At 64.6% G+C, this 12,257-nt stretch carries 14 protein-coding genes; 11 read left to right on the top strand and 3 right to left on the bottom strand.

From position 1 onward, the window contains the following. Nucleotides 1-150 precede the first annotated feature (150 nt). The 11 genes from rpmH (at nucleotide 151) to dapE (ending at nucleotide 9,748) form a co-directional block, all read left to right on the top strand. Nucleotides 151-285, top strand: coding sequence for a 50S ribosomal protein L34 (rpmH, locus tag IC761_RS04185; protein ID WP_008542748.1), 135 nt, complete (start codon nucleotides 151-153; stop codon nucleotides 283-285). A gap of 31 nt (nucleotides 286-316) precedes the next feature. Then, complete coding sequence (gene rnpA, locus IC761_RS04180) at nucleotides 317-697, top strand: ribonuclease P protein component (protein WP_195802038.1); 381 nt, start codon at nucleotides 317-319, stop codon at nucleotides 695-697. A 16-nt stretch (nucleotides 698-713) separates the two neighbouring features. Then, nucleotides 714-2,561, top strand: coding sequence for a membrane protein insertase YidC (gene yidC / locus IC761_RS04175; RefSeq protein WP_195802037.1), 1,848 nt, complete (start codon nucleotides 714-716; stop codon nucleotides 2,559-2,561). 101 nt (nucleotides 2,562-2,662) lie between these two features. After that, the gene (gene yihA, locus IC761_RS04170) at nucleotides 2,663-3,316 is read left to right on the top strand and encodes a ribosome biogenesis GTP-binding protein YihA/YsxC (RefSeq protein WP_195802036.1); all 654 of its coding nucleotides are present in this window, start codon (nucleotides 2,663-2,665) and stop codon (nucleotides 3,314-3,316) included. Then, nucleotides 3,316-3,687, top strand: a complete 372-nt coding sequence (locus IC761_RS04165) for a DUF423 domain-containing protein (RefSeq protein WP_195804544.1) — start codon at nucleotides 3,316-3,318, stop codon at nucleotides 3,685-3,687. Before yihA ends, IC761_RS04165 begins: the two co-directional genes overlap by 1 nt. Nucleotides 3,688-3,766: 79 nt before the next feature. Further along, entirely contained in the window at nucleotides 3,767-4,654 is an 888-nt protein-coding gene (gene argB, locus IC761_RS04160) for an acetylglutamate kinase (protein ID WP_195802035.1), read from the top strand. Between the two features lie 182 nt (nucleotides 4,655-4,836). Continuing rightward, a complete protein-coding gene (locus tag IC761_RS04155) occupies nucleotides 4,837-5,823 on the top strand; it encodes a DUF1036 domain-containing protein (RefSeq protein ID WP_195804543.1) in 987 nt (328 codons plus the stop codon). A 159-nt stretch (nucleotides 5,824-5,982) separates the two neighbouring features. After that, entirely contained in the window at nucleotides 5,983-6,672 is a 690-nt protein-coding gene (locus IC761_RS04150) for a pyrimidine 5'-nucleotidase (RefSeq protein WP_195802034.1), read from the top strand. Between the two features lie 185 nt (nucleotides 6,673-6,857). Continuing rightward, nucleotides 6,858-7,703, top strand: a complete 846-nt coding sequence (gene dapD, locus IC761_RS04145) for a 2,3,4,5-tetrahydropyridine-2,6-dicarboxylate N-succinyltransferase (RefSeq protein WP_195802033.1) — start codon at nucleotides 6,858-6,860, stop codon at nucleotides 7,701-7,703. 231 nt (nucleotides 7,704-7,934) lie between these two features. Beyond that, nucleotides 7,935-8,585, top strand: a complete 651-nt coding sequence (locus IC761_RS04140; RefSeq protein ID WP_195802032.1) for a DUF805 domain-containing protein — start codon at nucleotides 7,935-7,937, stop codon at nucleotides 8,583-8,585. Continuing rightward, nucleotides 8,582-9,748: a succinyl-diaminopimelate desuccinylase gene (gene dapE / locus IC761_RS04135; protein WP_195802031.1), complete on the top strand. Its 1,167-nt coding sequence runs from the start codon at nucleotides 8,582-8,584 to the stop codon at nucleotides 9,746-9,748. The genes IC761_RS04140 and dapE overlap by 4 nt, the downstream gene beginning before the upstream one ends. Nucleotides 9,749-9,765: 17 nt before the next feature. On the opposite strand, the gene truA is transcribed toward dapE, so the two are convergent. The 3 genes from truA to def all read right to left on the bottom strand — a co-directional run bounded on the left by truA (nucleotide 9,766) and on the right by def (nucleotide 12,164). After that, entirely contained in the window at nucleotides 9,766-10,503 is a 738-nt protein-coding gene (gene truA, locus IC761_RS04130) for a tRNA pseudouridine(38-40) synthase TruA (RefSeq protein ID WP_195802030.1), read from the bottom strand. Beyond that, complete coding sequence (gene fmt / locus IC761_RS04125; RefSeq protein WP_195802029.1) at nucleotides 10,503-11,426, bottom strand: methionyl-tRNA formyltransferase; 924 nt, start codon at nucleotides 11,424-11,426, stop codon at nucleotides 10,503-10,505. The genes truA and fmt overlap by 1 nt, the downstream gene beginning before the upstream one ends. Nucleotides 11,427-11,639: 213 nt before the next feature. After that, a complete protein-coding gene (gene def / locus IC761_RS04120) occupies nucleotides 11,640-12,164 on the bottom strand; it encodes a peptide deformylase (protein WP_195802028.1) in 525 nt (174 codons plus the stop codon). Nucleotides 12,165-12,257: the final 93 nt, after the last annotated feature.

Raw genomic sequence — 12,257 nt, 5'->3', positions numbered from 1 at the left:
CTTATAAGCCGCGCGAATTGTCCGCGATGAACCCGGTGCGACACCGGGAGCGGCTCTTGATGGGGCCGGAAATGGTCCTTTTTGGGCCGCATCTTCCGGACTTTACCCTTAATTCTACAGGCAAATTGCCCGGTCAGCGGAGAAAAACCCGTGAAGCGGACTTATCAACCCAGCAAACTGGTGCGCAAGCGCCGTCACGGCTTCCGTGCCCGTCTCGCAACTGCCGGCGGCCGCAAGGTTCTGGCCGCCCGCCGTGCCCGCGGCCGCAAGCGTCTGAGCGCCTGAGCCGGACTGGCCCCTTTATTGGGATCTCATCATGGATCGGCTGAGGCAGCGGGCGGATTTCCTCGCCGTTGCCAATGGCGCGCGGGTGAATAGTCCCGCGTTCGTCCTGCAAAGCCGCCGTCGCGACGACAGCGGCCCGATCCGGATCGGCTTCACCGTTACCAAAAAGAACGGCAACGCCCCCGAGCGCAATCGTATCCGGCGCCGGCTTCGCGAACTGGTGAAGCGGCTCGATCCGGTGTCGATGCAGCCCCATCATGATTATGTGCTGGTCGGCCGCAGGGACGCGCTCACGCGCGACTTCGCGACCATGATCGACGATCTCCGTGCAGCTTTCGCAAAGCCCGCGCGGCAGGCGCCGAAAGGGCGCGGCCAAAAGCCAACACCTGCGACCAGCCGCAAACCAGATTGATGACGAGACACAAGTGATGACCGACAATCGCAATACCATCCTCGCCGTCATTCTGTCCGGCCTGGTGCTGATCGCCTGGCAGTACTTCTACAACGTGCCGGCGATGGAGAAGCAGCGCGCCCAGCAGCAGGCGCAGGCCGAGCTCCAGAAGAACGCCCCGCAGCCGACGCCCTCCGCGACCCCGGGCGCCACATCGCAATCAGGCACCACGCCGGCGCCCTCCGCCGTGCCGGGTGCGAACCAGCCGGCCCAGCCGGTCGTCAGCCGCGACGCCGCGATCGCCGCCGCTCCGCGCGTGAAGATCGACACGCCGCGTCTCGCCGGCAGCATCGCGCTGAAAGGCGGCCGCATCGACGATCTGGCGCTGGTGCAATATCGCGAGACGGTCAATCCGAGCTCGCCGCCGATCATCCTCTATTCGCCTTCGGGCACGGCCGAGCCCTATTACGCCGAGTTCGGCTGGGTGGCCGGGACGGGCACGACGGCCAAGCTGCCGGACGCCCAGACCGTCTGGCAGCAGGACGGCAGCGGCAACTTGACGCCGTCGGCGCCGGTCAAGCTGAAATGGGACAATGGCGAGGGCCTCAGCTTCAGCCGCACCATTTCGGTCGACGACCATTATCTCTTCACCATCAAGGACGAGGTGAGCAATGTCGGCAACGCGCCGGTCACGCTCTATCCGTTCGCGCTGATCTCGCGCCACGGCACGCCGCAGGTCTCCGGCTATTACATCCTGCATGAAGGCCTGATCGGCTATCTCGATGGCCTGCAGGAATACGCCTACAAGAAGATCGACGAAGCAAAGTCGGTAAGCTTCAAGGTTACCAATGGCTGGCTCGGCATGACCGACAAGTACTGGGCCTCGGCGCTGCTGCCCGACACCGATGCGCAGCTCCAGGCACGCTTCTCGTCGAACCTCGCCGGCAACGTCCACACCTACCAGACCGACTATCTGCTCGATCCCGTCACCGTCGCAATCGGCGGCAGCGCGACCGCAAACGCGCGGCTGTTCGCGGGTGCCAAGGAAGCCGGTGTCGTCGGCGTGTTCCCGTTCGCCGGCCTCGGCGGCTACAACAAGGAGCTGGGCCTCAACAAGTTCGATCTCCTGATCGACTGGGGCTATTTCTACTTCATCACCAAGCCGATGTTCCTCGGGCTCGACTTCTTCTACCGCTTCTTCGGCAATTTCGGCATCTCGATCCTGCTCGTGACCGTGATCGTGAAGCTCTTGTTCTTCCCGCTGGCGAACAAGTCCTACGCCTCGATGGCGAAGATGAAGTCGGTCCAGCCGCAGCTTGCGGCGCTGAAGGAGCGCTATCCCGACGACAAGGTGAAGCAGCAGCAGGAGATGATGGAGATCTACCGCAAGGAGAAGATCAATCCGGTCGCCGGCTGTCTTCCCGTGGTGATCCAGATCCCGGTGTTCTTCTCGCTCTACAAGGTGCTGTTCGTCACCATCGAGATGCGGCACGCGCCATTCTTCGGCTGGATCAAGGACCTCTCCGCGCCCGATCCGACCAATCTGTTCACCCTGTTCGGGCTGATCCCGTTCGATCCGACCACGCTGCCGCTGTTCGGGCACTATCTCGCACTCGGCATCTGGCCGATCATCATGGGCATCACGATGTGGTTCCAGATGAAGCTGAACCCGACGCCGCCGGACCCGACGCAGCAGCTCATCTTCAACTGGATGCCGCTGATCTTCACCTTCATGCTGGCCGGCTTCCCGGCAGGCCTCGTGATCTACTGGGCCTGGAACAACACGCTCTCGGTGCTCCAGCAGAGCTTCATCATGCGCCGCAACGGCGTGAAGGTGGAGCTGTTCGACAATCTCAAGGCGACGTTCGCGCGCAAGGCGACGTAGCCGTCGTCATTGCGAGGAGCGAAGCGACGAAGCAATCCAGTATCCATTTCTGGATTGCTTCGCTTCGCTCGCAATGACGTAAAGAAACAGCGGGGCTTCGCTTGACCGACGATAAAGATGCGAAGCTGATCGAGGCCGGGCGAAAGCTGTTCGCCCGGGACTGGCAGTTCATCTGGGCCTCGCCCTCGATTGCGACGCTACCGCCGATGGCGGGGCTGGAGATCGCCTTTGCCGGTCGTTCCAATGTCGGCAAATCGAGCCTGATCAATGCGCTGACCGGCCGCAACGCGCTGGCGCGCACCTCGCATACGCCGGGCCGCACCCAGGAGCTGATCTTCTTCGAGGTCCCCGGGAAAACTGACCTGCGCCTCGTTGACATGCCCGGCTATGGCTACGCCAAGGCGCCGAAATCGCAGGTCGCGTCATGGACCGAGCTGATCCACAAATTCCTGCTCGGCCGCGCCACGCTCGCGCGCGTCTACGTGCTGATCGACGCGCGGCACGGGCTCAAGGACGTCGACCTCGAGATTCTGGGAACGCTCGACCGCTCGGCCGTCAGCTACCAGATCGTGCTGACCAAGGCCGACCAGGTGAAGGCGTCCGAGCTTCAATCGCGCATCGCCGAGACCGAAGCCGCGCTGGCCAAGCATCCCGCTGCGTTTCCGAACGTGCTCGCGACCTCGTCGCGCGATTCGACCGGCATGGAGAGCTTGCGCGCCGCGATGGCCAAGCTTTTGGAAGAGCGGGCGTCGTGATGGTGGCATATCGCCTGCTGATCGGGCTTGCCGGCTTGATGGGCGCCGCCGGCGTGGCCCTGGCGGCCGCGTCCGCCCATGGCGCTGACGCAAGCCGGCTCGCCTCCGCCAGCGCCATGCTGCTGTTTCATGCAACTGCCATATTGGCAGTAACAGCCTTGCTCGCAGGCCGCCTTCTGCATGGCGGAATTGCGCTTGTGGCCGCCTTCGGCTTCGTGGTCGCGGCGACTTTGTTCGCCGGTGACCTCACCGTGCGCCAATACGCCGGCCATTCGCTGTTTCCATATGCGGCTCCGACCGGCGGAACGCTCATGATCGTGAGCTGGCTGGCGGTGACGCTGGCGGCGGTGGTGGCGAAACGCAGTCCGTAGCTCGCCAGTCACACTTTGCGCCTCGCCCGCCAATCAGATAGAACGCAGGCCGCGTTAGTCCCGCCAGCGAGATCGCCCCATGACCGAAATTTCACCGCTCGACCAGGCCCGCATCCTGTCCGAAGCGCTGCCGCACATGCAGCAGTACGACGAAGAAACCATCGTGATCAAATATGGCGGCCACGCCATGGGCGACGAGGAGACCGCGAAGAACTTTGCCCGCGACATCGTGCTGCTCGAGCAGACCGCGATCAACCCGGTGGTGGTGCATGGCGGCGGGCCGCAGATCGCCACCATGCTCAAGCGCCTCGGCATCGTCTCGGAATTCGCGGCAGGCCTGCGCATCACCGATGCCGCGACCATCGAGATCGTCGAGATGGTGCTGGCCGGCTCCGTCAACAAGCAGATCGTCGGCTACATCAATGAGGCCGGCGGCAAGGCCGTGGGCCTGTCAGGCAAGGACGGCAACATGGTGAAGGCGTCGAAGACGACGCGCACCATCGTCGATCCGGACTCACATATCGAGAAGGCGGTTGATCTCGGCTTCGTCGGCGATCCCGAGAAGGTCGACCTCACGCTGCTCAACCAGCTGATCGGCTACGAGCTGATCCCGGTGCTGGCACCGCTCGCGACCTCCAAGGAAGGCCAGACGCTGAACATCAACGCCGACACCTTTGCCGGTGCCGTCGCGGGTGCGCTGAAGGCCAAGCGCCTGCTGCTGCTCACCGACGTGCCGGGCGTGCTCGACAAGTCGAAGAAGCTGATCCCGCAGCTCTCGGTGAAGGACGCGCGCAAGCTGATCGCCGACGGCACCATTTCCGGCGGCATGATCCCGAAGGTCGAGACCTGCATCTACGCGCTGGAACAGGGCGTCGAGGGCGTCGTCATCATCGACGGCAAGATGCAGCACGCGGTGCTGCTCGAGCTCTTCACCAACCAGGGCACGGGCACGCTGATCCACAAGTGATGGGCGAGCGGACAAAGAACGGCGTCATGGCCGGGCAAGAGCGCGAAGCGCGTCTTCGCGAAGATGTCCCGGCCATCCACGATCTTTCGTCTCGTGCCAAGAACGTGGATGCCCGGCACAAGGCCAGGCATGACGAGCGGAGAGTTCAGCGAGCACGCCGCTCGACACTCACCCGCGTGCTGATGTCCCTTCCGGCCGCAATCGTCTCGTTTCTGTTCTCCTCCGCGCCGGCGGTCGCCGACCTCAAGATCTGCAACCGCATGTCCTATGTCGTCGAAGCCGCAATCGGCATCGACGACAAGGCGGCCACTGCAACGCGGGGCTGGTTCAGGATCGATCCCGCCACCTGCCGCGTCGTGGTGCAGGGCACGCTCGCCGCCGACCGCATCCTGCTCAACGCCCGCGCGCTCGGCGTTTATGGCGCTTCCCCAATCCCGCAGAACGGCAGCGACATGCTGTGCGTGGCGCAGGACAATTTCGTCATTGCGGCGGCGCGGCAGTGCCGCAGCGGCCAGACCCAGGCCCCGTTCACCCAGATCACGCCGACGCAGGGCGACGACGGCAATCTCGTCGCCTATCTCGCCGAGGATTCCGAATATGACGACGAGCAGGCGCGCCTCGCCGGCATCCAGCGGCTGCTGCTGATCGCCGGATATGACGCAGCGCCGATCGACGGCGTCGACGGGCCGAAGACGCAAGCAGCGCTCGCCGCCTTCCTGAAGAGCCGCGGGCTGTCGTCCGACATCACCTCCTCGCCGAACTTCTTCAAGACCATGGTCGACGCGGTGCAGACACCGTCGCCGAGCGGGCTGACCTGGTGCAACGACACGCCGCACAAGGTGATGGCGGCGGTTGCGACCGACGACGGCAAGACGGTGACGAGCCGCGGCTGGTATCGCATCGATCCCAAGACCTGCCTGCACCCTGACGTGACCGGCACGCCGAAGCAGATCTTCAGCTTCGCCGAGGCCGTCGATGCCGACAACCGCGCCATCAAGCTGAAGGACAAGCCGCTGAACTGGGGCGGTGAGAAGCAGCTCTGCACGCGCGAGACCAAGTTCGAGACCAACGAGCAGACCGATTGCGGCGCGCGCGGCTTCGCAGCGACGGGGTTTGGCGTGGTGGACATGAGCAGCGGCGGCAAGACGCTGCGGTTTGCGGTGCCGTGATGTCGGCCACAAATACCGGTGTCGTCCCGGCGAAAGCCGGGACCCATAACCACAAAAGGAAGTTGTCGCGCGAAGCTGCCAACTCCGGGTCTTCGCAAAACCACTCCCTGGGGGTATGGGTCCCGGCCTTCGCCGGGACGACGAGTTGAGAGAGACGACATGAAATCCCCCCGCGCCTTTGCCCACATCGACACCTGGGTGTTCGACCTCGACAACACGCTCTATCCACATCACGTCAATCTGTGGCAGCAGGTCGATGCGCGGATCGGGGAGTTCGTTTGCAACTGGCTGAACGTCAGCCCGGAGGAAGCGCGCAACATTCAGAAGGACTATTACCGCCGCTTCGGCACCACCATGCGCGGCATGATGACCCTGCATGGCGTGCGCGCCGACGACTACCTCGCTTACGTGCACAAGATCGACCACTCGCCGCTGGAGCCGAACCCGGCACTCGGCGCGGCCATCGCAAAGCTGCCGGGACGCAAGCTGATCCTGACCAACGGCTCGGTCGACCATGTCGATGCGGTGCTGGCGCGGCTCGGCCTCGCCTCGCATTTTGACGGTGTGTTCGACATCATTGCCGCCGAATTCGAGCCGAAGCCGGCGGCGCAGACCTATCAGAAATTTCTCGGCCTGCATGCGGTCGATCCGACCCGCGCCGCAATGTTCGAGGACCTCGCCCGCAACCTCACCGTTCCGCATGAGCTTGGCATGACCACGGTGCTGGTGGTGCCCGACGGCACAAAGGAAGTGGTGCGTGAGGACTGGGAGCTGGAGGGGCGGGATGCCGCCCATGTCGATTACGTCACGGATGATCTGGCGGGGTTTTTGGGCGGGCTGTCGCGGTAAGGCCGTAGCCCGGATGGAGCGCAAGCGAAATCCGGGGCATCGCTCCGCGGACGGACTTTCCCGGATTGCGCTTCGCTCCATCCGGGCTACGAGGCTTCGGCGAGTATGCCTTGACTCCGCCCCTCCAAATCCCGAAAAAGCCCCCAATCCCGTCACAAGTCCCGTCCGCCTCCGAGGAAATCCCGATGTCCCTGTCCGCCCTGGAATCCACCATCAACAGCGCCTTCGACGCGCGTGACGGCATCTCGACCTCGACCAAGGGCGAGGTGCGCGAGGCCGTGGACCAGGCGCTGGAAACGTTGGACAAGGGCGAGGCCCGCGTCGCCGAGCGCGGCGCGGACGGCAAGTGGAAGGTCAACCAGTGGCTGAAGAAGGCGGTGCTGCTGTCGTTCCGCCTCAACGACATGGACGTGATTCCCGGCGGCCCGGGCCAGGCGAGCTGGTGGGACAAGGTGCCCTCGAAGTTCGAAGGCTGGGGTCCGAACCGTTTTCGCGATGCCGGTTTTCGCGCGGTGCCGGGCGCGGTCGTCCGCCGCTCGGCCTTCATCGCCAAGAACGTCGTGCTGATGCCGTCCTTCGTCAATCTCGGCGCTTATGTCGATGAGAGCACCATGGTCGACACCTGGGCGACCGTCGGCTCCTGCGCGCAGATCGGCAAGCGCGTGCACATCTCCGGCGGCGCCGGCATCGGCGGCGTGCTCGAGCCGCTCCAGGCCGAGCCCGTGATCATCGAGGACGACTGCTTCATCGGCGCGCGTTCGGAAGTCGCCGAAGGCGTGATCGTGCGCAAGGGCGCGGTGCTGGCGATGGGCGTGTTCCTGGGCGCCTCGACCAAGATCGTCGACCGCGAGACCGGCGAGGTCTATATGGGCGAAGTGCCGGAATATTCGGTGGTGGTGCCCGGCGCACTGCCCGGCAAGCCGATGAAGAACGGCCAGATCGGCCCGAGCACCGCCTGCGCGGTGATCGTCAAGCGCGTCGACGAGCGCACCCGGTCGAAGACCAGCATCAACGAGCTGCTGCGGGACTGAATTCTCGTCGCAAAGCTGCCCGTCCATTGTCGTTCCGGCGAAGGCCGGGACCCATAACCACCGGCAGCTATTTGGCGAAGATTTGCAGTTCGGTACGCCGACCATCCGCAACCGATGGATTCCGCGGTATGGGTCCCGGCCTTCGCCGGGACGACACCTAGAGGCAATCGAACCCTCCCCTCCTCCCTCGCGACCAATCACGGGCGGCCTCTCCCGCCCGGAGCCTTTGGCATGGACTGGACCTGGTACCTGTTCCGCTTCGACGGCCGCATCAACCGCGCCTTGCTGTGGCAGGCGCTGCTGATCGTCGCGCTGCTGGTGAGCGTGCTCGAACTGGTCGATCAGGCGGTCCACGTCCTCAACGGCCAGAAAACCTTCAAATTTTCCTTCGAGTTCGATTTCGATTTCGGCGTCAGCGACGTCTTCAGAGTGGTCGACCCGCGAGCCTATCGCTTGCTGGCAGCCGCCGATCATCCGACGCTGATCCTGAAGGTCATCAGCGTCCCGCTGTTCCTCTGGATCTACCTCGCGACGGCGATCAAGCGGCTGCACGATCGCGACCGCAGCGGCTGGTGGATGATTCCCTTCTTCGTGGTCCCCAATTCGGTGTTTCAATTCTGGGATCTGCTGCCCGACGCCAACTGGTTTGTTCCGTTCGAATTGGCGATCTACGCGCTGTTGCTGTGGGGCCTCGTCGAGATGTTCATTGCGCCCGGCACCTCGGGCAGCAACCGGTTCGGCCCTGATCCGCTTGCCAAGATCGAGGACAGCTCGGCATCCGCCCCGTCCCCTGCAAAAAGCTGGGACCAGCAGAGCGAGATCGAATTCGTGCCGCCCAGCGCTAGCCCACCCGGCGGCATGCATGTTAAGCGGGGCGCATGACCGATGCCCTCTCCATTGCCCGCGACCTCATCCGCTGCCCCTCGGTAACCCCGGCCGATGCCGGTGCGCTCGGGGTGCTCGAAAAAGCCCTCACCGCAGCCGGCTTCATTTGTCACCGCGTGACCTTCAGCGAACCCGGCCTCGCCGACGTCGACAATCTCTATGCGCGGATCGGCACCGAAGGCCCGCACATCACCTTCGCCGGCCACACCGACGTCGTGCCGCCGGGCGACGAGAGCGCCTGGAGCATCGGCGCGTTTTCCGGCGAGGTGAAGGACGGCTTTCTGCACGGCCGCGGCGCGGTCGACATGAAGGGCGGCATCGCCTGCTCCGTTGCCGCGGTGCTGGAGCATCTTGCCGCGAACGGCGGCAAAGCACGCACGGACGGAAAGGGATCGATCTCGTTCCTCATCACGGGTGACGAGGAAGACGTCTCCATCAACGGCACCATCAAGCTGTTGAAATGGGCCGCCGAGCGCGGTGAGACATTCGATCATTGCGTGCTCGGCGAGCCCTCCAATGTCGAGACGCTCGGCGACACCATCAAGGTCGGCCGCCGCGGCTCGCAATCCGGCACGCTTGTTGTCGACGGCGTGCAGGGCCACGTCGCCTATCCGCACCGCGCCGCCAATCCGGTGCCGGACATCTCGCGCCTGATCGTGGCGATCGGCGACGAGCCGCTCGATCACGGCAGCGCGCAATTCCAGGCCTCCAATCTCGAATTCACCTCGGTCGACGTCGGCAACAAGGCCTACAACGTCATCCCCGGCGAAGCCCGCGCCAAGTTCAACATCCGCTACAACGACAACCACACCCAGGCATCCTTGCGCGAGCTGGTCGAGACGCGGCTGACAAAAGCCTGCGGCAACCGCATCAAGGCCCGCATCGTCTGGGAGCCGTCGAACTCGAACGTGTTCGTCACAAAACCCGGCCCGTTCACCGATCTCGCGGTGTCAGCGATCGAGGAAGTCACCGGCCGCAAGCCGGAGCTGTCGACCTCAGGCGGCACCTCGGACGCGCGCTTCATCTCGAGCTATTGCCCGGTGATCGAGTTCGGCCTGGTCGGCCAGACCATGCACCAGATCAACGAGCGCGTGCCGGTGACGGATCTGGAGAAGCTGACCAAGGTCTATCGGGGGATTTTGGCGCGGTATTTTGGGTAGGCGGTAATTCCCGCGCGCTAATAATCCACCTTCACCAGATACAGCCCCTCCGGTGGCGCGACGATGCCGCAGGCGGCGCGGTTGCGAGCCTCCAGTGCCGCCGAGAGATCGTCGGCGCTCCAGCGGCCTTCGCCGACCCAGACCAGTGATCCCACCATCGAGCGCACTTGGCTGTGCAGGAACGAGCGCGCCGAGGTGAGGATGGTGATCTCGCGGCCGTCGCGCAGCACGTCGAGCTGGTCGAGCGTCTTCTCCGGCGATTTCGCCTGGCACTCGGTGTCGCGAAAGGTCGTGAAATCGTGCTTGCCGAGCAGGCGCTGCGCCGCCGTATGCATCGCATCGGCATCGAGCCGGCGCGGCACGCGCCAGGCGTGGCCGACGTCAAGCGCGAGATTGGCGCGGGTGTTGACGATGCGGTAGCGATAGTGGCGCCTGATGGCCGAGAAGCGCGCCTCGAAAGTATCAGGCACGATCTCGGCTTCCAGCACCGCGATCGGATGCGGGCGCAGATGTGCGTTCAGCCCGTCGCGAAAGCGGCCCGGCGGAAATGGCTTCTCGACATCGACATGGGCGACCTGGCCGCGCGCATGCACGCCGGCATCGGTGCGGCCGGCGCCATGGACCCGCAAATCCGCGCCGGTCATCGCCTTCACCGCCGCTTCCAGCGCGCCCTGCACCGACGGCAGCGTGTCCTGGATCTGCCAGCCGAAGAACGGCGCGCCGTCATATTCGATGGTGAGCTTGTAGCGGGGCATCAGAGGAGCCGCATCGGCGGCTTCACGGGCACGCCGCGCAAAAAGTCCGTGGCCTGCATCCGCGCCTTGCCCTCGCGCTGAAGCTCGAGGATGCGGATCGCGCCCTCGCCGCAGGCAATGGTGAGCTGGTCGTCGAGCACTTCGCCCGGCGCGCCCGAGCCCTTCGCCAATTCGCAACGCAGGATTTTCACGCGTGCGTTCTCAAGCTCGGCCCAGGCGCCGGGAAACGGCGACAGGCCGTGGATATGGCGCAGCACCGCGTGCGCGGGCTTGGTCCAGTCGATGCGGGCCTCGGCCTTGTCGATCTTGGCGGCGTAAGTGACGCCGTCCTCGCTCTGCTTCTTGAGCTGAAGCCCGCCGCGGTCGAGCGCGGCCATGGCGCGCACCATCAGATCGGCGCCGAGCCGGGAGAGGCGATCATGCAGATCGACCGCGGTCATGGTGTCGGTGATCGCGATGCGCTCGGCCATGGCGACGTCGCCGGTATCGAGGCCGACATCCATCTTCATCACCATGACGCCGCTCTCGGCATCACCTGCCATGATGGCGCGGTTGATTGGCGCTGCGCCGCGCCAGCGCGGCAGCAGCGAGGCATGCAGATTGTAGCAGCCGAGCTTTGGCGCATCGAGGATCGCCTGCGGCAGGATCATGCCGTAGGCGACGACGACGGCGGCATCCGCGTCGAAGGCGCGAAATTCTTCCAGCGCCTCGGGCGTCTTCAGCGTCTTCGGCGTCAGCACGGGAATGCCGAGTTTTCGCGCGGCTTCCTCGACCGGGGTCGGCTGCAATTGCAGGCCGCGCCGCCCGCCCGGTTTCGGCGCGCGGGTATAGACGGCGACGATCTCATGGCCGTGCGCGACCAGCTCGAGCAGCGTCGGCACGGAGAAATCGGGCGTGCCCATGAAGATGAGGCGGAGGGGCATGACAGGGACTCGGTACGTTCCCTCCCCCCTTGTGGGGGAGGGCTAGGGAGAGGGGTGCCACACGGCGCGCTCTCTCGGCGTGAGCGCGGGCTTTTGTTGCTTGCGCTCCGCAAATCAGGAGCACCTCTTGCTGGGCTACCCCTCTCCCCTGCCCTCCCCCACAAGGGGGGAGGGAGCGCAGGAGAGCGTGCGGCAACGCCAGTCGTCTACAACTCACTCCGTGCGTTTGGCGGCTTTCTCGAACTTCTTGATGACGCGGTCGCGCTTCAGCTTCGACAGATAATCGACGAACAGCACGCCGTTGAGATGGTCGATCTCGTGCTGGATGCAGGTGGCGTAGAGGCCTTCGGCGTCTTCCTCGTGCAGCTTGCCGTCGAGATCGGTGAAGCGCACCCGGACCTTGGCGGGCCGTTCGACCTCCTCGTAATATTCAGGGATCGAGAGACAGCCTTCCTCGTAGACCGACAATTCTTCGGACGAAGAGATGATCTCGGGATTGATGAAGACACGCGGTTCCGGCGTGGTCTCGCCGTTCTCGTCGCGCTTGGCGAGGTCCATGGTGATGAGCCGCAACGGCTGCGCGATCTGGATCGCGGCGAGGCCGATGCCGGGCGCGTCGTACATGGTCTCGAACATGTCGTCGGCAAGCTTGCGGATCTCCGGCGTGACCTTCTCGATCGGCTTGGAGACCAGACGCAGCTGCTTGTCGGGCAGGATGATGATTTCTCTGAGGGCCATGGCGGGCGATTTAAGCCGCGCGGAGAAAGCGGTCAATGCGGCGAGGAACCCGTTAACCCTTCGCTAACCATAAAACGTCAGCTTTCGTTGACC

This window comes from Bradyrhizobium commune (assembly GCF_015624505.1).
Classification (GTDB): domain Bacteria; phylum Pseudomonadota; class Alphaproteobacteria; order Rhizobiales; family Xanthobacteraceae; genus Bradyrhizobium; species Bradyrhizobium commune.
The sequence above is the reverse complement of the archived record's forward strand: the minus strand, read 5'-3'. Positions and strand labels throughout refer to the sequence as shown.

Coding starts and splice junctions, on each gene's coding strand:
- fmt (WP_195802029.1), bottom strand. CDS start 11,426: ATGCCCCTCCGCCTCATCTTCATGGGCACGCCCGATTTCTCCGTGCCG.
- IC761_RS04150 (WP_195802034.1), top strand. CDS start 5,983: ATGAAATCCCCCCGCGCCTTTGCCCACATCGACACCTGGGTGTTCGAC.
- def (WP_195802028.1), bottom strand. CDS start 12,164: ATGGCCCTCAGAGAAATCATCATCCTGCCCGACAAGCAGCTGCGTCTG.
- truA (WP_195802030.1), bottom strand. CDS start 10,503: ATGCCCCGCTACAAGCTCACCATCGAATATGACGGCGCGCCGTTCTTC.
- dapD (WP_195802033.1), top strand. CDS start 6,858: ATGTCCCTGTCCGCCCTGGAATCCACCATCAACAGCGCCTTCGACGCG.
- yidC (WP_195802037.1), top strand. CDS start 714: ATGACCGACAATCGCAATACCATCCTCGCCGTCATTCTGTCCGGCCTG.
- rnpA (WP_195802038.1), top strand. CDS start 317: ATGGATCGGCTGAGGCAGCGGGCGGATTTCCTCGCCGTTGCCAATGGC.
- IC761_RS04155 (WP_195804543.1), top strand. CDS start 4,837: ATGTCCCTTCCGGCCGCAATCGTCTCGTTTCTGTTCTCCTCCGCGCCG.
- dapE (WP_195802031.1), top strand. CDS start 8,582: ATGACCGATGCCCTCTCCATTGCCCGCGACCTCATCCGCTGCCCCTCG.
- IC761_RS04165 (WP_195804544.1), top strand. CDS start 3,316: ATGGTGGCATATCGCCTGCTGATCGGGCTTGCCGGCTTGATGGGCGCC.
- argB (WP_195802035.1), top strand. CDS start 3,767: ATGACCGAAATTTCACCGCTCGACCAGGCCCGCATCCTGTCCGAAGCG.
- IC761_RS04140 (WP_195802032.1), top strand. CDS start 7,935: ATGGACTGGACCTGGTACCTGTTCCGCTTCGACGGCCGCATCAACCGC.